Source organism: Sedimenticola selenatireducens (assembly GCF_007625115.1).
GTDB lineage: Bacteria > Pseudomonadota > Gammaproteobacteria > Chromatiales > Chromatiaceae > Sedimenticola > Sedimenticola selenatireducens_A.
Window position 1 is genome coordinate 377663 of the sequence record NZ_VMNH01000005.1, and the last position, 25997, is coordinate 403659.

Genomic DNA, 25997 nt, shown 5'->3' on the forward strand with positions numbered 1-25997 from the left:
TGTGTTTGTGTGGGGTCACTTCTTTTTCCGGGCCCGGGGATGGGCACTGTCATAGACTTGGGCCAGGTGTTGAAAGTCCAGATGGGTGTAGATCTGTGTGGTGCTGATATCGGCGTGGCCAAGTAGTTCCTGCACTGCGCGAAGATCACTGGAAGATTCCAGTAGATGGCTGGCAAAGGAATGCCTGAACAGGTGTGGGTGAAGGTTGCGATTGATCCCCTGCTTCAAGGCCCACTGCTTCAGGCGTTGCTGAATGGAGCGGGGCTGTAATCGGGTGCCGCGCTGGCTGACAAACAGGGCCTGTTCATCGGGTTTTGCAATGTTCCCCCGTAGCTTTTTCCAGGCTGTGATGGCAGCCAGTGCCTTGCTGCCTACAGGGATGCGGCGGCTCTTGGCACCCTTTCCGGTGACTTCCAGCGTGGCGTCGGTTGTGTCGATATCATGGAGGTTTATTGAGACCAGTTCGGCCAGCCGTAACCCGGATGAGTAGAGGAGTTCCATGATGGCCAGATCACGTTGATCCAGAGCCGTTTCAGGGACGGCATCTAACATGCTGCTGAGCAGATCGGCATCGAGGGTGTCAGGTAGGTGCTTGTCTGACTTGGGTGCCCGGATGCCAACGGCAGGGTTATTATCGGCCTTGCCCTCACGCATGAGATAGCGAAACAGGGCGCGTATGGCTGAAAGTTCGCGCTGCAGGCTTTTGCCGCTGATGCCCTGGCGGTGTCGTTGCGCAATGAATGTACGGATGTGATGGAGGGTGACACTGTGCCAGGCGGTTATTTTCTGTTCATGGCACCAGCCAGCGACCCGTTCAAGGTCGCGAGTGTAATTTGTGAGGGTATGCGCTGCGAGACGTCGTTCGTAACGCAGGTGCTGATTAAATGCTTCCAGCTCCTGTTGAAGCGGGTCAGAATGGTGCATCAGAGACCGGGTTCCGAGACTACCTCCAGCGTCTTGCTGACAATCTCTCCCAGCCGGATCAGGTAATCTGTCCCCATGCCGGGGTGGAAGCGGTGTTCACTGTGGCTGCCGATCGCCAGGATGCCCAGCAAGCTCTCGCCTGAGATCGGTATGAGAGCGGTTGAGGCGATGTCATCCGCTTGTGGCCCAAATAAATACTTTAACTGCTTGGTGGGGAAGCGACCGCAGCGCGGTTTATTGCTGTTGAGAAACTCCCGGAACCCATCCAGATCAGGGTTGGTCTGGGCGTCGGCCTCGCTGGTTGAGTAGAGATGCAGTTCCACCGCCTCGGCACGAAAATCGTCATGTAGCAGATCCTGCAAGGTATTGATCACCTCATCAAAATCGCAACACTCAATCAGCTTTACGGTCAGATGGTGTAGGCGGTCATTGAGCAGCTCGTTCTCTCTGGCAATAGCAACGAATTCGTCCAGCTTGCGCCGGTTCTGTTCGCCCTGTTCACGCAGAGCAGTCACTTGGCGCTCAATAAGTGAAACTGCTTCACCGCTGGTATGGGGCAGCCGTAGCTTGCACAGAATATCGGGATTGCGTTCAAAGAAATTTGGATTCTTGTTTAGAAAATCGATAACCACCTGCTCCATTTCTGAATAATCAGTGGTACGTTCAGATTGTGGACTCATAGCTCGATCATTCCTTCAAAAACCGTTACTGCGGGGCCATACATGAGTACAGGGTCGCTTTTATTCCGCCACTCTATCACAAGCTCACCACCGGGCAAGCTGACCTTAACCCTTTTGTTAAGCAGTCCGCGTAGCTGCCCTGAGACGACGGCCGCACAGGCACCGGTACCACAGGCCAGTGTCTCGCCCACGCCGCGTTCATAGACCCTGAGACGGATCGCCTCGGGGGATAGGATTTGCATGAAACCGACGTTGACGCGTTGAGGAAAGCGGGGGTGTTTTTGCAGGGCCTGACCCAGCGTTTCAACCGGTGCGGTGTCCGTATCCTTCACAACGATCACGGCATGAGGATTGCCCATGGATACTGCGCCCAATTGTACGGTTTCACCGGCTACTTCAAGCGTATACTCAATGGATTCCTGGTCGGCCACAAAGGGGATTTTGGGCGGATCAAGGACAGGCTTCCCCATGTTGACGCGGACTTGACCACTCTCCTCCAGCAGCAATTTAATGATACCTGCATTGGTGCCGACAGTTATTTCGGGTTTGTTGGAGAGCCCTTTTTCATGCACATAGCGGGCAAAGCAGCGTGCGCCATTGCCGCACTGTTCCACTTCATCGCCATCGGCATTGAAAATCCGGTAGTTAAAATCGGTGTCAGGCAGTGTGGGTGGCTCAACCAATAAAATTTGGTCACAGCCAATACCAAAATGGCGGTCGCCTAAAAAACGCAGCTGATCAGGTGACAGCTGCAGGGGCTGGGTAAAGGCATCCAGTACGACGAAGTCGTTGCCGAGTCCATGCATCTTGGTAAAGGCATATTGCATAATGGCTTTACTGTTTGTCCTTGGTTTTTTCCTGTTGCTCTGTCGCGGGGTCCGGGAGATAAAGCGGCCCTTTTTGGCCGCAGGCAGACAGCATGCTGCTTGTGCCAAGGACAAGGATGACAAGCCAGAGAAGGTAGCGCGACCAGCAGAACATGGTTTGTTGCTCCAAAATTGATTCAATTCGGCGCATTGTAACCCTGGGCGGTGTCAAACCCAATGCCTGGTGATAGGCGGTCAGTGATTGATTTTCAGTAAAGCCTGATTTAGCCGGCCTTCCAGTCGCTTTTTGAACTTCAGCATCTGGATGGTGGTATTGTCCTCTCCGGAGTCGATACCGGAAAGTTCAAGACCGGTCAGATAGATGGGGTAAGCCTTCTGTCCGATTCGTTGGTTAAGCAGGTGTTGGGCAACCGCGCCGTAAAGGCGAGTACCATATTCGAGGGAGCTGAACTCACTTTCACCACAGACCAGCAGATGGGGAGACTGATTCAGATCCAACCCCTCACTGATCAGGCGTAACTCCATATAGCTGTCAGGCAGGCGATGGCGCGGAGGCGTGCGTGGCTCCGCGCTGTACTGGCCGTCACGATCTCGCTGCAGTTGATAGAATTCAGGCGCATCGAGCAGATAGCGATGACTTGGTTGATCAGTATGCAGGCTGCGTGATAGTTGCAGGCCTTTAAGGAAGCGCTGCTGCTGCACCAGCAGGTAGTGTTCATCCGCTTCGTGCATCTGTTGGTGGAATAGGGAACCCTGCTCATCCAGGATGTAGAGTTCGGTCTTACCGGCCCGTGAGATATAAAAGACCTGAATCACATCGGCGCGGTTATAGCCCAAGATACAGGGCAGGGGTGTATCCGCCAGTGTGAGACTGTCAATGGTGGTCGGTCGGAAGGTGCGAGAAGGTTCGGCAAGGATATCCATCACCTCCGCTTCGCTCGCCATAGAGAAGTATGAAAACTTGTCGTTTTGATAGTGGATCAGATAAAAATCATCATCGATGCGCAGCAGATAGCGGCTGTTCAAGCCGGCAGCGCTTTCACTGAAACAGGCTGCAATATGATTGAACAGCGAGTCGACCCGTTTTGCCGTACTCCCGCCCCTGACCGAGGCAAAACTATGCGCAGAAACAGGGGGTGGTTGATGTTTGCTGTCGGCTACCAGGCTCATTCTCAAGAAGTGACAGAGTGCATTGAGTAACCCATGGGTCCCTTTATGCTGGGTGACCAGTGTCTCCCCCCAGCTGGTTGTGATCAGTTGTTCAACCGTTTCAACCAGGGAGCTGTGGGCCGAGCCAAAACTGAGCGGATCACACCGATCGGTTGTCAGCTGTTTGCCCAGTTTGGCCAAGTGGGCCATAGGATCGGTGCCGGTGTTGATAAACAGGGTGCAGGAGAGGGCATAGGGGGGTTGCTTGAGGCGCTGCATGGGGACCGGATCAACATCCTGATGCGGATAGAGCGTGGTCAGCGTGCTGAGTATGGCACTCAACTCCTCCTGGCGAACAGGGTTCTCTTTTGGATAGAGGGTGACGATGGTACTCTGGTTAATCAGCCGATTGAGGTGGCACCAGGCCAACACTTCGGTCAGGCTGGCAGTTGTTTTCAGTGGGCTGGTGACCCGAGCCGCTTTTTCATTGACGTCCCCCAGATAGAGTGACCAGGCGAATTGATCGCCCTGGGTTTGCGTGTAATAGAGTGAAATGCGCTCTTCATACAGGTTGCGGGTGATACCGGGATTGATACAGTCGATCTTTCCAGGGCGTTTCTCTAGCGCTGTGTAGAGTTTGCGACCCAACAGGCTGATCTCTTCAGGGTCGATGGCATTGGTGGAGACATATTCCCGGGCGAAATCGGTTAACAGGCGGTAGCTTTCACTTAACTCGCGGACCAGATGGTTTCGCTCGTCCATCACCTGATCAATCTTCCAGCTATGGCGTGAGTCCAGATTAACCAGATTGCCGCGGCGCCAGCCCCACTGATGGGTCATCTGTTGTAGCAAGTCACGCTTCCAGTTGTCACGCAGGCGTGACTGGTCCTGGCTCAACGTCTGCTCAGCCTTGAAGTAGAGGCAGCGTCTGGCCAGCTCAAGGCGGTCTTTCTCGCGTCGTTCCACCAGGTACTGTTCAACCCGCTGATACATGAGTACGTACGGATCGAGTTTTTGCAGATCTAACTCGCCGTTGTAAATGGCTGTCTTGGCCTCCTGACAGAGCCAGCGGATGTCCGGATAGTCCCGCGCATAGGCCTCGGTTAAGAACAGCTTAAGGATGGTCTTGTAGGGCGACTCAATGCCCTTGAACAATTGCCAGTGGGCAGCGCCGAGGAACTCCTCCACCGGGATAGATTCCAGGCTGCCAAAATCGATACAGTCCATGGGATCAACAAACCGCTTTTCGAACAGCATCTGCACATATTGAGTGTAGTGCGCTTCCTCTTCTGGAGGCACCAGCCACCAGACGGGATAGCGGCCCGCGAGGAGAACGCCGGTTCGATAAAATTCTTCCAGGAGCAGATGTGGCTGGGTGGTGCCGCTACTCTCATGTGACAGCGCGTCCAGCTTACCGCTACGAAAGGCATCCACATCCATGATGAAAAAATGAACTTCGAGATTAAACTCACTCCCCCAGGCTTCAATTTTTTTCGCCTTGAGTTTGAGCAGTTCACGCTCAGAGTGACTTATGTTTGGGTCGTGGCAGAGCCAGATATCAAAATCGCTGCCACTGGTGTGGGCAATACTGCCAATACTTCCCATCAGGTAAAGGGCGTGGATATAAAAACGCGGTAACGCGCGTTTTTTATACTCGAAACTGCGGCTGAGTTTGTGAGCTAAACGTAACACCGACTGGGAGGGGGTGTAGTCCGGTATACCCGTGGGCGCCTCGGTACCGGCAAAGCCTGGCAGTGTGGGATGGTTGATGTGAAACAACAGCGGCAGAATATCGAGAAATGCCTGCTGATTTGGCGTTAACTCCCTACCAATGGTGCGCAGGCGCTCCCGATGCAGGCCAAGAAAACGCCGGCGAATGGTTCGTAGTTCCTGGCGGCCGATACCGTCTTTGTAAGATACTGCATCGGCCATCGTCATGCCCTCAGGAGGGGTTGGCCCCAGTTTCGCCCTCATTTAGACTGGCGAAGGCCTGCTTCATCAGCAGACGAGCATCCTGCCCCTTGTGCCATTCCGCCAGGCCGAACTGTAATCCCAGATTCCCCGGTTCAAACTGATCCGGCCAACTGAGATCAGTAAACTCGGCCAGTACTTTGTCCATGAGTTCGCTGCAATCTTGTAGGGTGGTTTCAGGGAGTATGGTGATGAACTGGTTGTGATCCCAGCGTGCGATCAGGTCCACCCAGCGCAGGCGGTCGCGCAGATAGCGACTAATGGCCAGGATGACCTCATTGGGGAGCTGTTCATCATTCTTTTTGTCGACCAGTGATATGACGGCCAGGCTGAGTGGGTTTTGGTAGCGGCGGCTACGGGCAACCTGTGCATTAAGTGCACGCGTGAGGGCTTGGCGGTTGGCCAGGCCAGTCAGCTCATCGGTGATGGCCAGTTCTTCGACCTGCTTTTTGAGGCGCTGATTCTCATCGCTCAACTGAACCTGCTCGGTAACATCCTGGAAGTATTTGATCGTGTGAATGGATGGATCGAGCTGGTTTTGCTCATCGACAGTACAGAGTAACCAGCGTTCCTGCTCGACCCCCGGCCCAAACAGGTGCATCAAACCTGAACTTTTGAATAGCCCCCTGTGTGTGGTGAATGGGAAGCGCTCTCTGCTTTGTCCTACCAGTTGATCTGACTTCAGTGCCAGCATCGCCTCCAGTGCGGGATTGAGCCAGTTGATCTTGCCGGCCTGATCCAGAATCAACACGCCACAGGGACAGGCCTGCAGACACTGGTAGATATTGCTACTAGGGTGAGTCAAAACTGCGATCCTCCGATCTGATATTTTTATAGGGTCCCAACACACTATAGTGCGTCCAAAAGGGCCCAAACTTTAGATCTGACTGCATTAAATCGTCTATAGTAGGTTTCAACTGATGCCAAAATTATGTGGATGAGTAATGACGCTACGAATCATTGATCAGGATCAGCAGCTACTGCCCGGTCGCCCACTCTGGCGTAGGGTGCCTACCGTCGACCCTTCTGGAAAATATCTGAATGATTTTATGCTGCTGATTCCTGGCCTCAAAAGAGAGCCAAGTGTCCGGCGAGAGCAGGTACTCGATGCGCTGAAAGAGCTATTTGAGCTGCACGCGGATCAGGTGGTGTTTGCGGATCTGAATCTGAAGCTGAATTTACTCTGGGTCAGTCATCGGCAAGGCAAGGGGGTCACGCTGAAACTGTTTGAGGCGATCCGGGCGCGGGTACCCGAGGCGGTATTGGTGGCTAGTCAGGCGGAGGCTCAGTTGGGCTGGTTGGAGCAGCACCGGCGTAAACCAAAGGCCATTCTGCGACTATTGAGCTGGATGCGCTGACTCCCTCAAGTGCTACTCCTTATATTCGTCGGCCCGTCGGGCGTCCCCGTAGACCTTGTGAGCAGGATAACGTGACTCATTGATCTCAATCTTGCGATTGGCAGCTGCAATCAGGTCAATGTCCAGTCGTTCAGCCGTGCGAATGGTGTAGATGAGGATATCCGCTAGCTCCATGGCTACCTCGTCTTTTTTATCCGGCGAAAGCTCCTGGCTCTGCGCTTCTGTGAGCCACTGAAAGTGCTCGACCAGTTCGGCGCATTCAGCAATCAGCGCCATCGCCAGATTTTTTGGTGAGTGGAACTGTTCCCAATCCCGCTCCCGTGCAAAGGTCAGTAGTCGTATGTTGAGCTGATCAAGGGAGTCTTTTGTTGTCTCAGTCATCGTTAAACCAGGCCTGTAAGGTGGCGATATGGTGGGCGCACTCTGCCTCAGTATAGGCGATGGGTTGGCCGCATCCCCATATTGGTCCTGGCCAGCAGGGATCATCTGACCGCCGCGCTACCACGTGCCAGTGAAGCTGAGGCACCAGATTGCCCAGTGCCGCTACATTGATTTTGTCCGGTGTGTAGAGCTGTTCCAGCGCCATGGAAGCGTGGCTGCTCTCGCTGATCAGTTGTTGCTGGTCTGCCAGGTTGAGTTGGTGCACTGCGGTGATAGCGGGTCGTTTGGGGATCAGGATCAGCCAGGGAAAGCGTCGGTCGTTCATTAGCCGTACTTCACACAGCGTCAACCCACACAGCGGCAGGGTGTCGGCCAGAAGCCGCGGATGAATTTGGAACATCGACGGTTTACCGGTCCTGCCAGTTGGGCGGGCGCTTTTCGGTGAAGGCATCGATGCCTTCGCCGACATCGCTGAACATCATATTGTCTGCCATCGCCTCACTGGCGAATTGATAGGCCTGTTCAACACCCATTTCCAGTTGTTTGTAATACATCGCCTTACCGAGGGCGATAGACGCGCTCGACTTGTTACAGATCGACTGGGCCAATTTCAGGACCTCGGCGTCGAGTTGGTCCAGTGGCACGGCGCGATTGATTAATCCCTCTGCCGCAGCCTGCTGGGCGGAAATAAAGCCGCCGGTCAGCAGCATCTCCATCGCCTGTTTACGGCCGACGTTTCGCGATAGCGGGACACTGGGGGTGCCGCAGAAAAGTCCTACATTGATGCCGGAGACGGCAAATCGCGCCCCCTCTTCGGCGATGGCGAGATCACAGGAGGCGACCAACTGACAGCCCGCGGCCGTGGCAATGCTGTGTACTCGGGCAATGACCGGCTGAGGCAGAGTGCTGATGCGGGTCATCACTTTACCGCAACGGGTAAAGAGCTGTTGAAAGTAGTCCCGTTCGCTCTGGGTGCGCATCTGCTTCAGGTCATGTCCGGCACAGAAGGCGCGCCCATTGCCAGCCAGTACCACCACCCGAATTGACTTATCCACAGCAATCGCGTCGAGTTGTTTTTGTAGGTTTTCCAGTAGCTCCTCTGAGAGGGCGTTGAACTGGTTGGGTCGGTTCAGGGTCAGGTAGGCGATGCCTTCCCGGTCATCGCGCAGTATCAAGGCGCTCTCGTTCTCGGTCTGTTGGGTTGATGTCATGGGCTGCCCTCGTTTTTGGTTACCCGGGTAACTATACAGATAATGAGCCGGTTAATGTAAGCCTTGAGTTTGTAGGGTGGGCACGTTAAATGCGCCTACATCGTGCGAGCGATGCAGGTGGTGGTGGGCACAAAAGACGTGCCCACCCTACCGGCTAAACGGGTTCAGCCGTATCTGGCGAGTGCTACTCAGCGGCCAGACGCTGGCGGGCGCGTTCAATGGCCGCCCGCACCTGGGCTGGTGCGGTGCCGCCAATGTGATCACGGGCCGCCACCGAACCCTCCAGGGTCAGCACCTCATATACATCATCGGTGATCTGGTCAGAGAAGGCCTGCAGTTCATTCAGGCTCAGATCTGAGAGATCGCATCCCTTGGTCACACCCAGTGCAACGGCCTTGCCCACTACCTCATGGGCATCCCGGAACGGGGTCCCTTTACGCACCAGATAATCGGCCAGATCGGTTGCCGTGGCAAAGCCCTTCATGGTGGCTTCGCGCATGCTCTGATGTTTACAGGTTATGGCCGGGATCATATCGGCAAACACCTTGAGTGAGCCTTTCAGGTTATCTACGGTATCAAATAACGGCTCCTTGTCTTCCTGATTGTCCTTGTTGTAGGCCAGCGGTTGGCCTTTCATGAGGGTGAGCAGGCCGATCAGGTGGCCAAAGATACGACCGGTCTTGCCGCGCACCAGCTCAGGCACATCGGGGTTTTTCTTCTGCGGCATAATGGAAGAGCCGGTGCAGAAGCTGTCCGACAGATCAACAAAATTGAACTGGGCGGAAGACCAGATGATCAGCTCCTCTGACATGCGGGAGAGATGCATCATGATCAGGGCGGCGGCGGCGCTGAATTCTATGGCGAAATCCCGGTCACTCACCGAATCCAGAGAATTTTCACTGGGGCGGTCGAAACCCAGCAACTCTGCCGTATAGTGCCGATCGATTGGATAGGTGGTGCCGGCCAGGGCAGCGGAACCCAATGGCATGATGTTGACCCGCTTGTTGCAGTCCGCCAGACGCTCGCGATCCCGGTCCAACATTTCAAACCAGGCCATCAGGTGGTGGCCGAAGGTTACTGGCTGTGCAGTTTGCAGGTGAGTGAAACCGGGCATGATGGTGTCGGCCTCACGTTCAGCTGTGTCCAGCAGGGCCTGCTGCAGACGTAGGATCTCGGTACGGATGATCTCGATCTCGTCGCGCATATAGAGCCGTATGTCAGTAGCCACTTGATCATTGCGTGAGCGGCCGGTATGCAGTTTCTTGCCTGCGTCACCAATCGCCTTGGTGAGGTGGGACTCCACGTTCATGTGGACGTCTTCCAACTCGACGGACCATTCGAAGTTCCCGGATTCGATCTGATCTCGAATCTGCTCCAGTCCGGTTGTGATAGCGTCACGCTCATCCAGCGTTAGAATGCCAGATTTGGCCAGCATGGTGGCGTGGGCGATGGAGCCCTGGATATCATAGCGGTAGAGGCGCTGATCAAACTCTACCGATGCTGTGAAGGCCTCAACGAAGGCGTCTGTCGGTTCGCTGAAACGCCCGGACCAGAGTTTTTTGTCGCTCATGTGATATATATTCCTGCTTGAGAACCAAGAAGCTAATGGATCATTAATAGTAGCGTGTAAGATATAACAACTTAACCCGTGTCCCGGAAGAGATGGGGCTGATGTGAATTGGACCAATTGTATCAGGATTTGCCACCAGGTTAAGTTGCATAGGAGAGATATGGGCCAGAAAGGAACAAGCAGACAGACGCCAGAGCAGATAAGGGTGGCCTATCTGCCGAATTTCTGCAGCATTCGCATGGTGTTTGGTGTGGTGGTCTCGGCCGAGCTACTGGCGGTTATCCTGACCCTCTCCTCGCTGGAGTCGTTGTCGGCATTTGCCAGTGATCTCAGTCTGCGCTCGCTCTATATCCAGTGGATCGCCCTAGTAGGCAGCGCCATGATCTGTCTGATCCGCCCCTGGATCAGTCACCTTAAGACCTGGGTTGCCGGATTGATCGCTTGGTCGGTGCTGCTTCTGGTGACGCTACTGATTGGGCTGTTGGCAATCTGGATTTTGGATATGCCCAATGGGGAGCACTTTTTATTCAAGAGCTTGGTCATCAGTGCCTTGGTGTCGGCCTTATTGATGCACTATCTGTCTATCCAGTATCGCTGGCGTCTGCAGGTCGAGGCCGAGTCAAAGGCCCATTTGCAAGCCCTGCAGTCACGTATACGCCCACACTTTTTGTTTAATAGCATGAATACCATCGCGAGCCTGACCCGGAGTAATCCGACTTTGGCAGAAGAGGTGGTTTATGACTTATCGGATCTGTTTCGTGCATCACTTTCTAATGCCCAGCGCATGTCTACACTGGGGGAGGAGTTGGAGCTGAGTCGCGGTTATTTGCGTATTGAAGGGCAGCGTCTGGGCGATCGGTTACAAGTGACCTGGGATCTGCTTGATCTACCCGAGGAAGCCGAGTTGCCCGCCTTGATACTGCAACCCCTGTTGGAGAATGCGATCTATCACGGCATAGAACCGTCGACAGCGCCTGGCAAGATACAGATTGTGGGTCGCTACCGTCGAAAAAGAGTCAATATCAGTATTCGCAACACCTTGCCTGCCGATGGTGCAAAGGGGCGTCGTGCGGGTAATCACATGGCCTTGGATAATATTCGTGAGCGGCTACAGGGCTTTTTTGATGAAGAGGCTTCTCTCAGTGTTAGTCATGTGGATGGTGAGCATCAGGTTAGGGTGGTGTTTCCCTACCCTTGGAAAGAGCAATGAAAATCCTGATCGTTGATGATGAAGCGCATGCCCGGTCTCGCCTAAGGAGTCTGATCGAGGAGATTGGCCCTCCCCATCGAGTGGTTGGTGAGGCGGATAATGGTACCGATGCCGTTCAACGGTGCCGGACTGGGGACGTGGATCTGGTGTTGTTGGATATCCGCATGCCAGGACGGGATGGTATGGAGGCCGCGGCTGATCTGGCACGCTTTCCTGCCCCCCCTGCGGTTATCTTTGTCACCGCCTATGATGAACATGCCCTGGCGGCCTTTGAGCGACAGGCCGTCGACTATCTACTCAAGCCCATTCGCCGGGAGCGGCTGGAAAAGGCGCTTGAGAAGGCCGCGACCCTGAACCGTCCACAACTACAAGCCCTGCAAGCTCTGCAGGAATTGCCCGATGCGGGCTATATCAGTGTCAGTTATCGCGGTGGGCTACAGCGTATACCACTTAGCGAGGTGATTTACTTTCAGGCGGATCATAAATATGTCACGGTCTGCCATACTGGCGGTGAGGCGTTGCTGGAAGAGTCGCTGCGATCACTTGAAGAGCGCCATCCGGAACGCTTTATTCGCATCCACAGAAATGCCTTGATCGCACGGGATCGGCTACTCGGACTGCATAAGTTATCGGCTGGTGGGTGCAGTGTGATGCTGGCAGGCAGCGACGCTGAACTTGAGGTCAGTCGGCGTCATCTCGCCGAGGTCAGGAAGCTGCTGCGTGGCAAAATCTAAATACACTTAATTGGTGTGATCGGGTTGCGTTAGTCTGCCAGGATAGTACTACAGCCGACCTGTTTTTTCGCTTGGTACATGGCGAGATCAGCCCTTTTGGTAAAGACATTGGGTGGCTCGCCATCGCTGTACTCGGCTATGCCGATGCTGAGGGCAACTGGCGCTGTTTCCTGTGCAAGCTCAATCAAATTACTCGGCTGGTTTTCATTGAAGTAACTTATCAATCGGTTAGTGAAATGGGTCGCGTTCTGCAGGCTCGTCTCAGGCAGGATGATCATAAACTCGTCACCGCCATAGCGGAATCCAAAATCGGTTAGTCTCAACACACGACAGATCGCTTCCCCGATAAAGCGCAAAGCCCGATCGCCCTCGATATGCCCTAATTGATCATTAACCGATTTGAAGTTATCGAGATCAAAACAGACCAGGCTCAGAGCGTGTTTATAGCGTTTGCTGCGTTCAATCTCCTGGCCGAGGACGGTGTGGAAGTGGCGCTGATTGAACAATCCGGTGAGGCTGTCGGTTACTGATAGATGCTTCAACGAACGCTCCCATGCCAATCTTTCGGTCAAGTCATGGAAGAATCCAACACTTCCGGTTTCTTCGCCCTGATCCAAGAGTATGCAGGCAGAGAGTTGTATCGGGATAGCCGTACCACTATTGGAGATGAGCTTGGCTTTGTGTCCAATGATCTGGCCTTTTTCGCCCAGCTCCTCCGAATACATCAGTCTTTTGATTTCGCGGGCGGATTCTGGCGATTCATAAAGCTGGCTTATCTGAAATTGCCCTACCATCTCTTGGCTGCTATAGCCTAACAACCGTTCGGCCGCAGGATTAAATAAGGTGATAATGCCAGCCCGATCGACTCCGATCACCGGATCCGGACAAATGAGCGCAAGTTCGTTATTAATCAAGTTAACGGCCATTATTGTGAGATTGTCTGATATTAGGAGCAGATAGCGACCGATATGGCAAAAGCTTAAGAGTTTAAGGCATATTATTTGGCGAATATATAATCTAAAGAAAAAATCGGTTGGTATTTGCCTGGATAAGCCAGAAAATATAGCATTCCCTCTTTTGAATCGAGATTTAACCGATGTCCCAGCTCCTCCGTATCGCTACCAGAAAGTCGCCCCTTGCCATGTGGCAGGCAGAACATGTCGCCAAACTGCTGCGTGAGGCCCATCCTGATCTGGAGATTGCGCTGGTGGGCATGAGCACGCAGGGAGACAAAATCCTGGATACGCCGCTGGCCAAGATCGGCGGTAAAGGGCTGTTTGTTAAGGAGCTGGAACAGGGCATGCTGGAGGGTCAGGCGGATATTGCGGTTCACTCCATGAAGGATGTCCCGGTTGAACTGCCGGAAGGTCTGCATCTGGCGATCATCATGGAGCGCGAAGACCCTCGGGATGCCTTCGTCTCTAACACCTATGATAGCCTGAATCAGTTACCCGAAGGCGCAGTGGTCGGGACTTCAAGTCTCAGAAGGCAGTGCCAGTTGGCAGATGTACGGCCTGATCTGAAAATTGCACCGCTACGGGGGAATGTAAATACACGTCTGCGCAAGCTTGATGAGGGTGAGTTTGATGCCATCATCCTGGCGGCCGCAGGCTTAAAGCGCCTTGGTTTCCAGCACCGCATTACTTCTTTTTTAGAAACCGAGCAGAGCTTGCCGGCGATTGGTCAGGGTGCCATTGGCATTGAATGTCGCACGGATGATGCGCGGGTTAATGCCCTGATACAGACGCTACACGATGAAGAGACAGCATGCTGTGTTACAGCGGAGCGTGCCATGAATAATCGTCTTATGGGTGGCTGCCAAGTCCCCATAGCGGGGTTCGCGATTCTCAATCATGACAAACTCTTTATGCGGGGGCTGGTGGGTGAGCCCGATGGCAGTCGCGTCATGCGTGCCGAGATCAGTGGCCCGGCATCCGAGGCGGAATCCCTGGGGATCGCGTTGGCTGAAGATCTTTTGGGACAGGGCGCTGATCAAGTGCTTAAGCATCTCTACGAAAACTGAGTAACTTAGATGTCCTTTCTTTCGTCGAATTCAGAGTGCAGTCTGGCCGGTATCGGTGTGCTGGTGACACGGGCCACGCATCAGGCGGCAACGCTCTGCCGATTGATTGCAGCCAAGGATGGATTGCCCCTGCGTTTTCCCACCGTTGAGATACTGGATCCTCCTGATCCAGGAGCGGTAACACGGCAACTTGAGCAATTCTCCCGCTATGATATTGCCATTTTCATCAGCCCAAATGCGGTGCTTTGGGGACTTAAGTGGGCACCAGATCAGGAGCTTCCTGAAGGTGTGGCGCTGGCGGCTGTTGGCAAACGCACGGCTCAGACACTGGCCGAATCTGGCTATCCGGTGGATGTGGTGCCTGAAGAGTCGTTTGATAGTGAAGGACTGCTTGAGACACCGGAGCTCAGGGATGTGCAAGGTAAGCGCATCCTGATTTTACGAGGAAACGGAGGCCGGGAGCTGTTGGGTGAGGAGCTCTCAAAGCGTGGTGCTGTTGTTGATCATGTTGAGGTCTATCAGCGTGCCTGTCCAACATTGGAACCGGATAATTTGATCTATCGTTGGGCCGATGATGTGGATGTGGTCACGGTCACTAGCAATATCCTGCTGGACAATCTCTTTACACTATTGGGTGTTGAGGGTCGGCCCCTGCTACTGCAGACCCCAATGGTTGTGGTGAGTGACAGGATGCGCCAGCATGCGCGTGAACTGGGCTGCAGTCAGATCATTCTGGCACCCGGTGCCGATGAGCAGGACCTGATAAAGGCGATCTGCCAGTGGGTCAGCAACCGGAATTAACCGATCGGGGCTGGGGAAACTGAAGTCCGGTTCGGTCTATGGCGGGTGGTATAGTCATAGGGAAAGGCCGATTTTTTGCGAGTCTGGATGCATGTGTTGCCAGCGTCCTTTGCTAGACTAGATTGAGGGATCAGCGACCTGACTTGCTGTAGAGGCGGCGCCTTTTCCCCGCACCTATTTGTCAACGAGTGCGTGTGGCACCCAATATCCAATCTCTATCAACCGGGTCAGCCGGTTGCAACACAAGCAAGACGGAAGAGTGAATGAGCAATAAAGATGCAAAAGATCCAGGAATGGATGAAACCACAGCGCTGGATGTGGAAGCCCAGATTGAAGATGCTGAGATTATTGAGTCGACACCGCTAAAGGAGAAGCCTGAGAAAAGTACAGCAAGTGGCGCCCCGAAGCTGCCACTGATTCTGGCCGTGATTGCGATTATTCTGGTCTTTGGCACCCTCGGCTATGGCTATCAGTATGCGGCTTCACTGAAGGGCTCTTTAGCGCAGATGAATCAGGCGTTAGGCAAGGCAGGAGAGCAGCAGCAAGTGTTGCAAAGCCAACTGTCCACGGTTGAAAAGGCGTTTGAAGAGCAGAAGCGTGAGATTGCCACCCAACAGGGTGCCCTGGCAGCTCAAGATCAAAAATTGACCGATGAACGTGATCGCTTGAGCCGACAGGCGAGCGAAATGAAACAGTCGCTGGAGTCGGTTTATAGCAAAGTCGGTCGAACCAGCAATGCCTGGATGGCCGCTGAAGCAGAATACCTGATGCGAATCGCCAACCATCGTCTGAAGCTGGAGCGCGATGTCAATACGGCTATTGCCGCATTAGAAACGGCCGATAGCAGGCTGCGCGATACGGGAGATCCTGGATTAATCGAGGTGCGGGAGACGTTGGCCAATGAGATAGCAAGCCTAAAGTCGGCAGGTCATCTTGATAGAGTGGGACTTTCGGCCCGGATTACCGGGCTGATTGGCCAAGTCAATGCTTTAAAAATGGTTGGGCTCGAGTACACGCCTTCCCAGCCGGATGAAGCCAAGGGCTCATCGTCTGAAGGCGAGCGCAGTCTTGATACCCTGCTGAAGGATGGCTGGGAAGGCTTCAAATCAGTGATGGTGATTCGTCATCGAGACAAGCCGGTGAGTGCGATGCTACCGCCCGAGCAGCAGTTTTTTGTCTATAAAAACCTGGAGCTGCAACTCGAGGCCGCACGTTTGGCTTTGCTTAAGGGTGATCCGGAACTCTACAGCACCAGTCTGAAACAGGCCGCGACCTGGATAGGCGACTTTTTTGACGCCGAAGCCACCTCGACCCAGGCTATTCAGAAAGAGATAGCGGCCCTTGAAGCGGTCAATGTCAGACCACAGTTACCGGATATCTCCAGCTCGCTGACGGCATTGCAGGCCCGCATGAAGGCGGCTGGAGAAGAGGGCGCCCAATGAGAATTTTGATATTAGGACTGCTTGGACTGGCAGTCTCGGTCATTTTGGCCCTGGCAGTGAAGGAGGATAATGGTTATATCCTCCTGGGTTATGGTGAGTGGACTGTAGAAGGCAGCTTGGCCTTTTTTCTGCTGATGAATCTGCTGATGTTCGGTGTCCTCTACCTGGCACTGCGTATTCTTTCCCGTATTGGAGCGACCCCAAAAAAGATTCACGATTGGCGTGAACAGCGTGGTGCAAAGCGGGCGCGTAAGGCACTTACCATCGGTTTGGTGGAGTTGTCGGAAGGCAACTGGAAAAGGGCGGAAAAAGATCTGGTCCGATTTGCCGGACGATCAGAAACACCCCTGCTGAATTACCTGGCAGCGGCACGCTCTGCCCAACAACAGAACGCCCATGATCGACGGGATCATTATCTTCAGTTAGCCCACGAAAGTATGCCGGAAGCCGATGTGGCGGTTGGCTTGACCCAGGCCGAGCTGCAATTGGATCATGAGCAGCTTGAGCAGGCACTGGCAACTCTGAAACATCTGAAAGAGATCGCACCGCGCCATACTCATGTGCTGAAATTGCTGAAAGAGCTCTATCAGCGGTTGGGGGATTGGCAGGAGATGGGGCAATTGTTGCCAGAACTGAAGAAGCGCAAAGTGATCAATCCCGATGAGCTATCGGTCTTGGAGTTGCGGGTCTATCAGAACCAACTGACAGTAGCCGCTCAGGATGAGAATTTGACCCAACTACAGGCGGCCTGGAATCGTATTCCATCTGCCGTACGGGCCAAAGAAGAGATGATTACACCCTATGTCAATCATCTGATGAATCGCGATGAACATACCCAAGTGGAGCGCCTACTCCGTGACGCCATCAATCGGCACTGGAGTGATGATCTGGTGGAGCTTTATGGGCGTGTGCCAGCAGAAGATTCCGCACGTCAATTATCGGTGGCAGAAGGGTGGCTGAAAGATCGTTCACGCAACCCCCTCCTGTTGCTGACCCTTGGTCGACTCTGCTTGCGTAATAAGCTGTGGGGTAAGGCGAGAACCTATCTGGAGGCCAGTATCGGGATTGAGCCGAGTACGGCGGCCTATCGAGCGTTAGGCGCTCTGCTTGAGAAGATGGATGAGAAGGATAAGGCACTCACCTGTTTTAAAGCGGGGCTAGAACTGAACAGCGACCATCATGGATTGTTGGAGTTACCGGCTTCACTTAAATTGCCTGCTGGAAAACAGGAAGAGGGTGAGGCCAAACAGGAAACGCCCAAGCTTGAGGTCGTGAGTAAACAGCAGGGTTGAGCGAGGTGCTTCAGTCAACACAGGGGTCGAGAGGCCCCTGTGTTGTTTCAGTCTGTTTATTTGTTGGGATTATCCTGAGCCCACTCAAAGACATCGGAATACATCCGGTTGGCATCCAGGCCTGCCTCGACAAAGGCGTCTCGGGCAGAGAAAATCATCACAGGTGGGCCACTCATGTAGAGATCAAACGGGCTCATATCGGGGTGATCCCGTAACACCGCTTCATGGACAAATCCCCGTTCACCTTCCCAGTCGTCATCAGGTTCGGACAGGACCGGCGTAAAGGTGAGATGGGCATGTGCCCTGGACCAAGCCTCGGCCAGCGCGCCCAGGTAGAGATCCTGTTTGCTGCGAACGCCCCAATAGAGATGGATTGGCCGTCTGTCACCGGTATAGAAGCAGTGCTCAATAACCGCTTTCAATGGGGCAAACCCCGTGCCGCCTGCCATGAACACCATCGGGCGCTTTGATTCTTCCCGTAGATAGAAGCCACCCATCGGTGCGGCAATCTTCTGTTCGTTGCCGACCTGCATCTCATCAAACACGTAGTCGGTGAACTCACCGCCGGGTACATGGCGGATGTGCAGTTCAATCAACTCATCATCATGAGGGGCATTGGCTATGGAAAAGGCGCGACGGCGGCCATCTTCCAGAATAAAATCGAGATATTGACCGGCCAGGTATTTGAGTCGTTCGTTCTCTGGCAGGCGCAGGTAGACCCGCATCACGTCATGGGACAACTTGTCCATCTGCTCTACGGAGCAGACAAAGTTACGGACCTCTTCATCCGCTTCATCCTCAATTTCATGGGCCCTAATGGTGACATCACTGCTGGGTATGGCCTGACAAGTGAGGCAATAATCATCGGGCTTGTCGCTGACCAGATCTTCATCCCCATCGGGATAGATCACAGTCCCTGAAACCAGGATGCTGGCACAACTGCCACAGGCGCCATTCCGGCAGCCGTAGGGGAGCGATATGCCTTGGCGATCGGCCGCTTCCAAAATGCTTTCCCCCATTTCTGTGGTAAAAGTATGGCCACTGGGTTCAACTGTCACATTAAAACTCATAAAATTCCTTCAACATTCATTAGGGTATCGTGAAATTCTCTACTATTTTACTGCGAAATACAAAAATGACGACGCATAAAGTGATTATAGGCTGTGGTTACCTGGGAACAAAGGTCGCAAAATTCTACCTGGAAAGGGGTGATGTCGTGACCGGCGTGGTACGGACAGCCCGCAGTGCCGAAGCGCTTCAGGCCGCCGGAATTACCGGACAGCTCCTGGATCTCGATCAGGACTCAACAGCGCAGCACGAGCTTCAGGGTGTGGAGCTATTTTACTTTGCCCCGCCACCCAAATCGGGTACTGATGAGACGCGGGTCAGACGGCTTCTGGAGGGGCTGGACAGTACGAATAGTCCACGGCGGATTGTTTATCTCAGTACAACAGGCGTCTATGGTGACTGTGGGGGCGTCTGGGTTGATGAGACGCGCCCGGCCCATCCGGTGGTTGACCGGGCCAAACGCCGATGGGATGCTGAGCAACGCTTCAGGGCCTGGAGCCAGGCAACAGGAGGTGAGCTGGTCATCCTGCGGGTGGCGGGTATTTATGGACCGGAAAAGCTGCCACTTGCTCGGCTGAAACGGCAGGAGCCCACGGTTGCAGAGTCACAGGCACCCTATACCAATCGTATTCACATCACCGATCTGGTGCAGGTCTGTGTGGCAGCCATGTCGAGAGGGGTCAATGGCGAGATCTACAATGTGAGTGATGGCTCGCCGGGCAACATGACCGATTATTTCAATCAGGTGGCCGACTGGGCGGGCCTGCCCAGGCCCACACAAATTTCACTGGAAGAGGCGGGTACCCAGTTATCGGCGGGTATGCTCTCTTATCTGCAGGAGTCCCGGCGTCTGGAAAGCCGCAAGCTACGCGACGAACTTGGCGTCGTCTTGCGTTATCCAGATCTTCAGAGTGGCTTGGCGGGCTGCCGGACTGAAAACTGAAGGCTACTTTTTCTCCAGCCATTCCAGGACTGGGTCCCACAGCTCGATATCCTGCCATACCTGTGAGGGGGCCATCTCAAAAATGCCTAAGCCTCGCTCGGCGGCACGGATATAGTTTTGGCTCTCCCGTAGATGGGTCAGGAAAGGTAACTCCTGATGAGCGAGATAATCTTCAAGCTGCTTGTAGATCAGGGTATTTTCCCGTGCCCGATTGGCCACGATGGCGATGCGTGTCTGTTTTCGAGATACCCGTCCACTGGCCAGCAGTTCATCAAGAAATCGGCGGCAGGCACGCATGTCGATGGGTGAGGGCAGAACCGGGATGATCAGTGATTCAACCTGTTTCAGCATACGGTTGATCTCAGGACCGTGGGTTCCAGCGGGGGCGTCCATGATCAGGTAGTCTGTCCCCTTGGCCGGCTTCACTGGGCCACGGGTGCCATCAATGCCTTCGATCACCGGTATCCCTTCATAGTCACGGCGAGCGTCAAGCCAGTCGAGTGAAGAGCCTTGCGGATCAAAATCTGCCAAAGCGACGGTAGCGCCTTCATCGGCAAACCAAGTGGCGATATTGGTCGCCAGTGTGGTCTTTCCGCAACCCCCTTTGGCATTCATCAACATGATGGTCCGCATCTTCACTCCTCCTGATTTATTGTTTTCAGTAGAACGTAATTATAGCCTCAGACCCCTGGGGAGATTCAATCACTCGGGAGCTTAATTTCCAATGATTGCCAAATCGTGTCCACATGCTGTTTAACCTTATCATCCATTGCAATAGGGTGTCCCCACTCTCGTTGGGTTTCTCCCGGCCATTTATTGGTGGCATCGAATCCAATCTTGGAGCCAAGGCCCGATACGGGTGAGGCGAAGTCGAGATAGTCGATCGGTGTGTTTTCAATCATCGTGGTATCTCTGGCTGGATCCATCCGGGTGGTCATGGCCCAGATGACGTCATTCCAGTCACGCACATTGACATCATCATCTGTGACAATTACAAACTTGGTATACATGAATTGCCGTAGGAATGACCATATACCCAACATCACCCGTTTGGCGTGACCGGGGTACTGTTTTTTCATTGAAACCACGGCCATGCGGTAGGAGCACCCTTCGGGGGGCAGGTAGAAGTCAACAATCTCTGGGAACTGCTTCTGCAGTATGGGTACGAATACCTCATTGAGTGCGACACCCAGAATAGCGGGCTCATCGGGCGGCCGTCCGGTATAGGTGCTGTGGTAGATCGGATTTCGCCGATGGGTGATGCGCTCGATCGTGAATACCGGAAAGTTGTCGACCTCATTGTAATAGCCAGTGTGATCACCAAAGGGTCCCTCGGGTGCCTGATCATCCGGATAGAGGTAACCTTCGAGGACGAACTCAGCCGAGGCCGGGACCTGCAGATCGTTGGTCAGACTGCGCGTGACCTCGGTGCGGCTACCGCGTAACAGTCCGGCAAAGGCATATTCGGAGAGACTGTCCGGTACCGGGGTGACGGCACCAAGAATGGTTGCCGGGTCGGCACCGAGTGCGACGCTGACTGGAAAGGGTTCACCCGGGTGACGCTGCTGCCAGTCACGGAAATCCAGTGCCCCGCCACGATGAGAGAGCCAGCGCATGATGACCCGGTTTTTACCGATTACCTGCATCCGGTAGATGCCGAGGTTTTGCCGGCTCTTTTCCGGCCCTCGGGTTATTACCAGGCCCCAGGTGATGAGTGGTCCCGCGTCGCCCGGCCAGCAGGTCTGGATGGGTAACTGGGCGAGATCAATCTGGTCCTGCTGAATAACAACGGCCTGGCAAGGCGGATTTTTGACCTCTTTCGGCGCCATATCCAGTACTTTCCGAAACACCGGCAGCTTGGCCCAAGCATCTTTCATCCCTTTGGGGGGCTCCGGCTCTTTCAGCATAGCGAGCAGTTTACCGACTTCCCGCAGGGCCTCGACCGACTCTTCCCCCATGCCGAGTGCAACCCGTCGGGGTGTGCCGAACAGATTTCCCAGTAGGGGGTGCTTGGAACCCTTGACGTTCTCAAACAGTAGCGCCGGGCCTCCCGCTCGCAAGGTGCGGTCACAGATCTCAGTGATCTCCAGATAGGGATCAACCTCTACTGAGATACGCTGCAGCTCTCCCTGAGCCTCCAGTTGCTGAATAAAGTCTCGCAGATCCGAATATTTCATAGGCTTGTTTTCAATAGTGCTCGCTTAGATCCGGAAGCCGCCATAGCGTTTGGCCAGTCTGTAGTTTTTAAACGCCACACCACCAATAAAACTGAGCAGCAGGGCGAGTAATATAACGGGAAGATGCCAAGCGTTCAGGCGGATGCCGCTTTGCTCGACCATCGCCGGTGATTCATCTGTATAGGAATGCTCTGTTCTAACAATCTGGGCTATCTGATCCAACTGCTGCTGAAGCCTCAAATTAGTCTGTTCCATCTGCACCAGTTCAGCGCTTTTTGCCGGTTGTGCTGGGAGTACAGCCGGGATCTGCTTGGCCTGTTCCAGTGCGGCCTTGGCTTCCTGCCTGCTCGCTTCAAGTGCCTGCTCAAGACTAAGCACCTGTTGCTTCAGCTTCTCATTCTCTTTATCGGGTTGTGCAGCAGGTGGAGTTACCTCCCGCTTCAGCAGGTCTATCTCCGCCTTGGCGTCGGCTAGCTGACGTTTCAACTCGGCAATCTCGGGGTCGGGCTGAGTGTCGTTGGCATCCGTTTCGGTCTGGCCCAGTGCGCTCAGCTCTTTGTTGGCTTCTCTGAGTTTCTGTTGCAGTTCGCTGTTTTTGACCTGCAGCTCCAGCAACATGATACGGGCCGGTTTTTCGTCAGTAATAAAGCGACTCTCTACCCAGCCTTCTGTGCCATCGCCCAATCTGACCTTGGTGAAATCGCCCTGTTTCTCAAGCCGTTCCAGTGGGGTATCACTGGGCACAACCCGGATAGGTGCGGTAGTGGCGTCCGGCTCGTCATAGAGACCGGCCAACAGCTTGTCGGTGATACGTGCAGCCTGGGCCGTGCCAATCAACAGTCCAATCAGTAGCCCGATAATCAGCTTTTGCAAGTGCTTACGAGTCATGCGTTTATTCCACTGTGCCGAAGCAGTGCATCGACCTGAGGTTCCCGGCCCCGGAAAGCAACAAACAACTCCATGGCATCCTTTGATCCACCCTGTTCCAACACGTTGTGCAAGAAGGAAGCGCCTGTCTCATGATCAAAGATACCGCGCTCTTCAAACAGCGAAAAGGCATCAGCCGATAGCACTTCAGCCCATTTGTAGCTGTAGTAACCCGCGGCATAGCCGCCGGCAAAGATGTGGGAGAAGCCATGGGCGAAGCGGTTGAAGGCGGGTGGAATGAGGACGGAGACCTGATTCCGAACTTCAGCCAAAATCGGATAGATTCGGCCACCCTGTGCAGGGTCGTACTCCCGGTGCATGCGGAAATCAAACAGGCTGAACTCCAGTTGCCGCACCATCTGCATGCCAGACTGGAAGTTTTTGGCAGCGGTCATCTTCTGATAAAGCTCGTCGGGCAGTTTTTCGCCGCTCTCATAATGGGCCGCGAACAGGTCCAGTGCCTCGCGCTCCCAGCACCAGTTCTCCATGAACTGGCTGGGCAGTTCCACCGCATCCCAGGCGACGCCGTTGATACCGGCTACGCCCGGATAGTCGACCCGGGTCAGCAGGTGGTGCAGGCCGTGGCCGAATTCATGGAACAGGGTCTCCACCTCATTATGGGTGAAGAGCGCCGGTTTATCTCCCAGCGGCGGGGAGAAGTTGCAGACCAGATAGGCGACCGGGATCTGGTCACAGCTGGGGGTGAACATGCGCACGATGCACTCATCCATCCAGGCGCCACCCCGTTTGTTTTGACGCGCATAGGGATCGAGATAGAACTGACCCTGCAGATGGCCTTCCGCGTCCCGTATCTCGAAGAAACGGACATCCGGGTGCCAGCTGTCGAACACCTCAACCTGACTGATCTGGATGCCATAGAGTCGCTGCACCACGGCAAACATCCCTGATAGCACCTGTCCTTCCGGGAAGTAGGGTTTCAGCTCTTCTTGCGTGATGGCGTAGCGGTGCTGGCGCAATTTTTCGGCATAAAAACCGATATCCCACGCCTCCAATTCGCTGACGCCGTGTTGTTCCTGGGCGAATGCCTTGAGCTCTTCCAACTCTTTCAATGCCTGGGGGCGCGATCTCTCCGCCAGGTCCGTGAGGAACTCGACCACCCGGTCGGTGCTGGGGGCCATCTTGCGGGCCAAAGAGCGTTCGGCATAATTCTCAAATCCGAGAATCTGTGACTGTTCATGACGCAGCTGCAGGATCTGCTCCATGATCTCACTGTTGTCCCATTTGCCGGCATCAGGACCCTGATCGGAGGCACGGGTGGAATAGGCCTCGTACAGCTCCCGGCGCAGCTCACGGTTTTCTGCGTAGGTCATCACCGGCATATAGGAGGGGAAGTCCAGGGTCAGCATCCAACCGTTCTGCCCGCGCTGTTCGGCGGTTTGCCGGGCAAGGCCCAGGGCACTCTTGGGCAGGCCTGCCAGTTCACTTTCATCGGTGATCAGCTTGCTCCAGGCATTGGTGGCATCCAGGACGTTTTCACTGTATTTGCTGGTTAGGCTGGAGAGGCTCTGACTGATTTCTTTATAACGCTTTTTCTTATCTTCAGGCAGGTCGACGCCGGAGAGGTGGAAGTCTCGCAAGGCGTTTTCCAGCATCTTGCGCTGGGCGGCATCCAGTGTCGAATCCGTTTCAGCGACCGATTTGTAGGCGGCATAGAGCGCGGCGTTCTGACCCATTTCAGTACCGTAATCACTGAGTTTCGGCAGGCAGGCGTTATACGCCTTGCGCAATTCATCACTGTTGACCACCGCGTTCATGTGGCTGATTGGCGACCAGGAGCGGTTGATACGGTCTTCCATAATCTCCAGCGGCTCCACCAGATTTTCCCAAGTGAAAGGGGGTGTCTGCGCGAGCAGCTTTTCGGTCAGGGCACGACTCTCAGCCAATAGCTGATCGATAGCCGACTCGGCATGCTCAGGACGGATTATTGAGAAGGGCGGCAGGCCCTCCAGATGGAGTAGGGGATTATCCATGGTGTACAGGTTCTCTATTGGGTTGCAGCATTTAGCGCCTATTCTGACATAAATCGGCAAGGGGGGTGAGCATGGCTTATAGCTTCGATTGACGTTAGCGGGAGATGCCTTTTTTAGCCCAGGCACGAATCTGTTCGATCTCTTTTGGGGTAATCCCCAGGGATTGCAGAAAGGCCTCATGGATCTCGGGTGACCCGGCCTCAAAAGCGACATGCCACTGCTGCATTGCCTCGTCGCTCATGCCTGCAGAGCGCAGTAGCCCAATCCAGCGTGCCTTGGTCATGTTGTGCGTGTTTGAGAGCAGGGTATGGTTTTGTAGCAGATTGACGATCACTTGCTGCTGTTCGCGAAGCCCGTCTATCTCCCGGTTCAGTTGGTGTAGACGAAGCTCTAAAGTGGAGATAGTCATGGGTGAATCGGTATGCAGGAGCTGGGTAATCTGTTCCAGAGGAATGCCGGCTTGTCGGAACTGATGGATTTTTTCCAGTTTGAGGAGATCTTTTTCTGTGTAAAGACGGTAATTGGCCGCTGAACGGCCAGCCGGTTTCAGCAGGCCAATCTTGTCATAGTAGATCAGTGCTGTACGTGAGAGGCCGAAGCGACGACTCACTTTCCCGATGGTCAACATAGCTATTTCCAGGGGGTAGGTTGGCCTCAGTTTAGCTTATCTTGAGGCCAACTCTATCGGCTTAGATGGGGGGCTGTAACTGAGCTCCGGTTGCAAGAAAGTGGTTCATGGCATCTTCCCAGAATTTCAGCCGTTTGTTAAACACCTGATCGGTGATGCTTTTGACCAGCTCATCCCCTTTTTTGTTTAAGCTAGTATGACAGTAACGGATATCTACCCAGCTCTGTTGGGCCTGTTCACCTGATGAAACCTGAATATCCAATTGGGTGATGCTCCTGTCAGGGATAGTTTTAACAAAGCTTATTTCACCGGACTCAGGATCGCGCCTGACGATGCCCCAGTATGCCTGTAGACCGTCCTCCTCAGGGGTTGAGAAAATGGCCCCTGACTCTGCCAGTCCCGATTCAGAATAGAGTATCTGATAGTGCCAATTGGCCAGCCACTCTTTCTCGCGAACAGGACAGAGCAGGGGAAAGACCTGTTCCGGGGAGGCCTGGATGGTTTGTCGATAGCTTTTTGTGACGCGCAGATGGTTTGTCGGCATGATGCCCTCGCTTGTGGCGGCTGAAGTAGGGGGTTAGCCTAAACTGTAAAGTTATAGTCAGGTAAAGCGCTGAGCGGTATCACAGCAAGAAATGGGTCGTTTTGTCGGGCCGAACGGGTTAGTTTTATGCCGGACCAAATTTTGGG

26 protein-coding genes are annotated in these 25997 nt (G+C 54.2%); 8 read left to right on the forward strand and 18 right to left on the reverse strand.

Annotated elements, in window-relative coordinates; translation table 11 throughout:
- Positions 1-15: 15 nt before the first annotated feature.
- Genes xerC through FHP88_RS05570 form a run of 6 tightly spaced genes read right to left on the reverse strand, consistent with a single transcriptional unit; the run spans position 16 to position 6356 of the window.
- Positions 16-924: a tyrosine recombinase XerC gene (xerC, locus tag FHP88_RS05545; RefSeq protein WP_144358019.1), complete on the reverse strand. Its 909-nt coding sequence runs from the start codon at positions 922-924 to the stop codon at positions 16-18.
- A complete protein-coding gene (locus FHP88_RS05550) occupies positions 924-1604 on the reverse strand; it encodes a DUF484 family protein (RefSeq protein ID WP_144358020.1) in 681 nt (226 codons plus the stop codon). Before FHP88_RS05550 ends, xerC begins: the two co-directional genes overlap by 1 nt.
- Positions 1601-2431 (reverse strand): diaminopimelate epimerase, encoded by an 831-nt coding sequence (gene dapF, locus FHP88_RS05555; protein ID WP_144358021.1) that lies wholly within the window; start codon positions 2429-2431, stop codon positions 1601-1603. Before dapF ends, FHP88_RS05550 begins: the two co-directional genes overlap by 4 nt.
- Before the next feature lie 7 nt (positions 2432-2438).
- The gene (lptM, locus tag FHP88_RS19445) at positions 2439-2621 is read right to left on the reverse strand and encodes an LPS translocon maturation chaperone LptM (protein ID WP_313957281.1); all 183 of its coding nucleotides are present in this window, start codon (positions 2619-2621) and stop codon (positions 2439-2441) included.
- Positions 2622-2665: 44 nt separating this feature from the next.
- Positions 2666-5512: a class I adenylate cyclase gene (locus FHP88_RS05565; RefSeq protein ID WP_186297623.1), complete on the reverse strand. Its 2847-nt coding sequence runs from the start codon at positions 5510-5512 to the stop codon at positions 2666-2668.
- Positions 5513-5522: 10 nt separating this feature from the next.
- Entirely contained in the window at positions 5523-6356 is an 834-nt protein-coding gene (locus FHP88_RS05570; protein ID WP_186297624.1) for a GGDEF domain-containing protein, read from the reverse strand.
- A 139-nt stretch (positions 6357-6495) separates the two neighbouring features.
- Between FHP88_RS05570 and FHP88_RS05575 the strand changes: the two genes are divergently transcribed.
- A complete protein-coding gene (locus FHP88_RS05575) occupies positions 6496-6909 on the forward strand; it encodes a hypothetical protein (protein WP_186297625.1) in 414 nt (137 codons plus the stop codon).
- 12 nt (positions 6910-6921) lie between these two features.
- On the opposite strand, the gene FHP88_RS05580 is transcribed toward FHP88_RS05575, so the two are convergent.
- The 4 genes from FHP88_RS05580 to argH form a co-directional block, all read right to left on the reverse strand.
- The gene (locus FHP88_RS05580) at positions 6922-7290 is read right to left on the reverse strand and encodes a nucleotide pyrophosphohydrolase (RefSeq protein ID WP_144358024.1); all 369 of its coding nucleotides are present in this window, start codon (positions 7288-7290) and stop codon (positions 6922-6924) included.
- On the reverse strand, positions 7283-7690 hold the full coding sequence (locus FHP88_RS05585) for an HIT domain-containing protein (protein ID WP_260843169.1): 408 nt from the start codon (positions 7688-7690) through the stop codon (positions 7283-7285). The genes FHP88_RS05580 and FHP88_RS05585 overlap by 8 nt, the downstream gene beginning before the upstream one ends.
- Positions 7691-7697: 7 nt before the next feature.
- The gene (locus FHP88_RS05590; protein ID WP_144358026.1) at positions 7698-8501 is read right to left on the reverse strand and encodes an enoyl-CoA hydratase; all 804 of its coding nucleotides are present in this window, start codon (positions 8499-8501) and stop codon (positions 7698-7700) included.
- A 184-nt stretch (positions 8502-8685) separates the two neighbouring features.
- The gene (gene argH, locus FHP88_RS05595; RefSeq protein ID WP_144358027.1) at positions 8686-10071 is read right to left on the reverse strand and encodes an argininosuccinate lyase; all 1386 of its coding nucleotides are present in this window, start codon (positions 10069-10071) and stop codon (positions 8686-8688) included.
- Between the two features lie 160 nt (positions 10072-10231).
- Between argH and FHP88_RS05600 the strand changes: the two genes are divergently transcribed.
- Both FHP88_RS05600 and FHP88_RS05605 read left to right on the forward strand, forming a co-directional pair.
- Entirely contained in the window at positions 10232-11281 is a 1050-nt protein-coding gene (locus FHP88_RS05600) for a sensor histidine kinase (RefSeq protein WP_144358028.1), read from the forward strand.
- The gene (locus FHP88_RS05605; RefSeq protein ID WP_144358029.1) at positions 11278-12015 is read left to right on the forward strand and encodes a LytR/AlgR family response regulator transcription factor; all 738 of its coding nucleotides are present in this window, start codon (positions 11278-11280) and stop codon (positions 12013-12015) included. Before FHP88_RS05600 ends, FHP88_RS05605 begins: the two co-directional genes overlap by 4 nt.
- A gap of 29 nt (positions 12016-12044) precedes the next feature.
- Here the strand turns inward: FHP88_RS05605 and FHP88_RS05610 are convergent, their stop codons facing one another.
- Positions 12045-12941, reverse strand: a complete 897-nt coding sequence (locus tag FHP88_RS05610; protein WP_144358030.1) for a sensor domain-containing diguanylate cyclase — start codon at positions 12939-12941, stop codon at positions 12045-12047.
- A 170-nt stretch (positions 12942-13111) separates the two neighbouring features.
- Between FHP88_RS05610 and hemC the strand changes: the two genes are divergently transcribed.
- From hemC to FHP88_RS05630, 4 genes are all read left to right on the forward strand, one after another.
- On the forward strand, positions 13112-14038 hold the full coding sequence (gene hemC, locus FHP88_RS05615) for a hydroxymethylbilane synthase (protein WP_144358031.1): 927 nt from the start codon (positions 13112-13114) through the stop codon (positions 14036-14038).
- A gap of 9 nt (positions 14039-14047) precedes the next feature.
- Positions 14048-14839 carry a uroporphyrinogen-III synthase gene (locus tag FHP88_RS05620; RefSeq protein ID WP_144358032.1) on the forward strand — a complete coding sequence of 264 codons (792 nt, stop codon included), beginning with the start codon at positions 14048-14050 and terminating at the stop codon, positions 14837-14839.
- A gap of 263 nt (positions 14840-15102) precedes the next feature.
- Positions 15103-16281 (forward strand): uroporphyrinogen-III C-methyltransferase, encoded by a 1179-nt coding sequence (locus FHP88_RS05625; protein WP_144358033.1) that lies wholly within the window; start codon positions 15103-15105, stop codon positions 16279-16281.
- Positions 16278-17573 (forward strand): heme biosynthesis protein HemY, encoded by a 1296-nt coding sequence (locus FHP88_RS05630; RefSeq protein WP_144358034.1) that lies wholly within the window; start codon positions 16278-16280, stop codon positions 17571-17573. The genes FHP88_RS05625 and FHP88_RS05630 overlap by 4 nt, the downstream gene beginning before the upstream one ends.
- 56 nt (positions 17574-17629) lie before the next feature.
- Here the strand turns inward: FHP88_RS05630 and FHP88_RS05635 are convergent, their stop codons facing one another.
- On the reverse strand, positions 17630-18643 hold the full coding sequence (locus FHP88_RS05635) for a CDP-6-deoxy-delta-3,4-glucoseen reductase (protein ID WP_144358035.1): 1014 nt from the start codon (positions 18641-18643) through the stop codon (positions 17630-17632).
- Between the two features lie 65 nt (positions 18644-18708).
- Between FHP88_RS05635 and FHP88_RS05640 the strand changes: the two genes are divergently transcribed.
- Positions 18709-19584 (forward strand): SDR family oxidoreductase, encoded by an 876-nt coding sequence (locus FHP88_RS05640; protein WP_144358036.1) that lies wholly within the window; start codon positions 18709-18711, stop codon positions 19582-19584.
- 3 nt (positions 19585-19587) lie between these two features.
- On the opposite strand, the gene FHP88_RS05645 is transcribed toward FHP88_RS05640, so the two are convergent.
- The 6 genes from FHP88_RS05645 to FHP88_RS05670 form a co-directional block, all read right to left on the reverse strand.
- Positions 19588-20217 carry an AAA family ATPase gene (locus FHP88_RS05645; RefSeq protein WP_144358037.1) on the reverse strand — a complete coding sequence of 210 codons (630 nt, stop codon included), beginning with the start codon at positions 20215-20217 and terminating at the stop codon, positions 19588-19590.
- A gap of 65 nt (positions 20218-20282) precedes the next feature.
- The gene (gene ubiD, locus FHP88_RS05650) at positions 20283-21761 is read right to left on the reverse strand and encodes a 4-hydroxy-3-polyprenylbenzoate decarboxylase (protein WP_144358038.1); all 1479 of its coding nucleotides are present in this window, start codon (positions 21759-21761) and stop codon (positions 20283-20285) included.
- 24 nt (positions 21762-21785) lie between these two features.
- Positions 21786-22649 (reverse strand): TIGR04211 family SH3 domain-containing protein, encoded by an 864-nt coding sequence (locus FHP88_RS05655; RefSeq protein ID WP_144358039.1) that lies wholly within the window; start codon positions 22647-22649, stop codon positions 21786-21788.
- Complete coding sequence (gene prlC / locus FHP88_RS05660) at positions 22646-24679, reverse strand: oligopeptidase A (RefSeq protein WP_144358040.1); 2034 nt, start codon at positions 24677-24679, stop codon at positions 22646-22648. The genes FHP88_RS05655 and prlC overlap by 4 nt, the downstream gene beginning before the upstream one ends.
- A gap of 94 nt (positions 24680-24773) precedes the next feature.
- Complete coding sequence (locus FHP88_RS05665) at positions 24774-25307, reverse strand: MerR family transcriptional regulator (RefSeq protein WP_144358041.1); 534 nt, start codon at positions 25305-25307, stop codon at positions 24774-24776.
- Between the two features lie 61 nt (positions 25308-25368).
- Positions 25369-25851: a hypothetical protein gene (locus tag FHP88_RS05670; protein WP_144358042.1), complete on the reverse strand. Its 483-nt coding sequence runs from the start codon at positions 25849-25851 to the stop codon at positions 25369-25371.
- Between the last annotated feature and the right edge of the window lie 146 nt (positions 25852-25997).

What these genes read in the sequence shown, in the direction of transcription:
- xerC (WP_144358019.1), bottom strand. Translation starts at nt 924, where the DNA reads ATGCACCATTCTGACCCGCTTCAACAGGAGCTGGAAGCATTTAATCAG.
- FHP88_RS05550 (WP_144358020.1), bottom strand. Translation starts at nt 1,604, where the DNA reads ATGAGTCCACAATCTGAACGTACCACTGATTATTCAGAAATGGAGCAG.
- dapF (WP_144358021.1), bottom strand. Translation starts at nt 2,431, where the DNA reads ATGCAATATGCCTTTACCAAGATGCATGGACTCGGCAACGACTTCGTC.
- lptM (WP_313957281.1), bottom strand. Translation starts at nt 2,621, where the DNA reads ATGCGCCGAATTGAATCAATTTTGGAGCAACAAACCATGTTCTGCTGG.
- FHP88_RS05565 (WP_186297623.1), bottom strand. Translation starts at nt 5,512, where the DNA reads ATGGCCGATGCAGTATCTTACAAAGACGGTATCGGCCGCCAGGAACTA.
- FHP88_RS05575 (WP_186297625.1), top strand. Translation starts at nt 6,496, where the DNA reads ATGACGCTACGAATCATTGATCAGGATCAGCAGCTACTGCCCGGTCGC.
- FHP88_RS05580 (WP_144358024.1), bottom strand. Translation starts at nt 7,290, where the DNA reads ATGACTGAGACAACAAAAGACTCCCTTGATCAGCTCAACATACGACTA.
- FHP88_RS05585 (WP_260843169.1), bottom strand. Translation starts at nt 7,690, where the DNA reads ATGTTCCAAATTCATCCGCGGCTTCTGGCCGACACCCTGCCGCTGTGT.
- FHP88_RS05590 (WP_144358026.1), bottom strand. Translation starts at nt 8,501, where the DNA reads ATGACATCAACCCAACAGACCGAGAACGAGAGCGCCTTGATACTGCGC.
- argH (WP_144358027.1), bottom strand. Translation starts at nt 10,071, where the DNA reads ATGAGCGACAAAAAACTCTGGTCCGGGCGTTTCAGCGAACCGACAGAC.
- FHP88_RS05600 (WP_144358028.1), top strand. Translation starts at nt 10,232, where the DNA reads ATGGGCCAGAAAGGAACAAGCAGACAGACGCCAGAGCAGATAAGGGTG.
- FHP88_RS05605 (WP_144358029.1), top strand. Translation starts at nt 11,278, where the DNA reads ATGAAAATCCTGATCGTTGATGATGAAGCGCATGCCCGGTCTCGCCTA.
- FHP88_RS05610 (WP_144358030.1), bottom strand. Translation starts at nt 12,941, where the DNA reads ATGGCCGTTAACTTGATTAATAACGAACTTGCGCTCATTTGTCCGGAT.
- hemC (WP_144358031.1), top strand. Translation starts at nt 13,112, where the DNA reads ATGTCCCAGCTCCTCCGTATCGCTACCAGAAAGTCGCCCCTTGCCATG.
- FHP88_RS05620 (WP_144358032.1), top strand. Translation starts at nt 14,048, where the DNA reads ATGTCCTTTCTTTCGTCGAATTCAGAGTGCAGTCTGGCCGGTATCGGT.
- FHP88_RS05625 (WP_144358033.1), top strand. Translation starts at nt 15,103, where the DNA reads ATGAGCAATAAAGATGCAAAAGATCCAGGAATGGATGAAACCACAGCG.
- FHP88_RS05630 (WP_144358034.1), top strand. Translation starts at nt 16,278, where the DNA reads ATGAGAATTTTGATATTAGGACTGCTTGGACTGGCAGTCTCGGTCATT.
- FHP88_RS05635 (WP_144358035.1), bottom strand. Translation starts at nt 18,643, where the DNA reads ATGAGTTTTAATGTGACAGTTGAACCCAGTGGCCATACTTTTACCACA.
- FHP88_RS05640 (WP_144358036.1), top strand. Translation starts at nt 18,709, where the DNA reads ATGACGACGCATAAAGTGATTATAGGCTGTGGTTACCTGGGAACAAAG.
- FHP88_RS05645 (WP_144358037.1), bottom strand. Translation starts at nt 20,217, where the DNA reads ATGCGGACCATCATGTTGATGAATGCCAAAGGGGGTTGCGGAAAGACC.
- ubiD (WP_144358038.1), bottom strand. Translation starts at nt 21,761, where the DNA reads ATGAAATATTCGGATCTGCGAGACTTTATTCAGCAACTGGAGGCTCAG.
- FHP88_RS05655 (WP_144358039.1), bottom strand. Translation starts at nt 22,649, where the DNA reads ATGACTCGTAAGCACTTGCAAAAGCTGATTATCGGGCTACTGATTGGA.
- prlC (WP_144358040.1), bottom strand. Translation starts at nt 24,679, where the DNA reads ATGGATAATCCCCTACTCCATCTGGAGGGCCTGCCGCCCTTCTCAATA.
- FHP88_RS05665 (WP_144358041.1), bottom strand. Translation starts at nt 25,307, where the DNA reads ATGTTGACCATCGGGAAAGTGAGTCGTCGCTTCGGCCTCTCACGTACA.
- FHP88_RS05670 (WP_144358042.1), bottom strand. Translation starts at nt 25,851, where the DNA reads ATGCCGACAAACCATCTGCGCGTCACAAAAAGCTATCGACAAACCATC.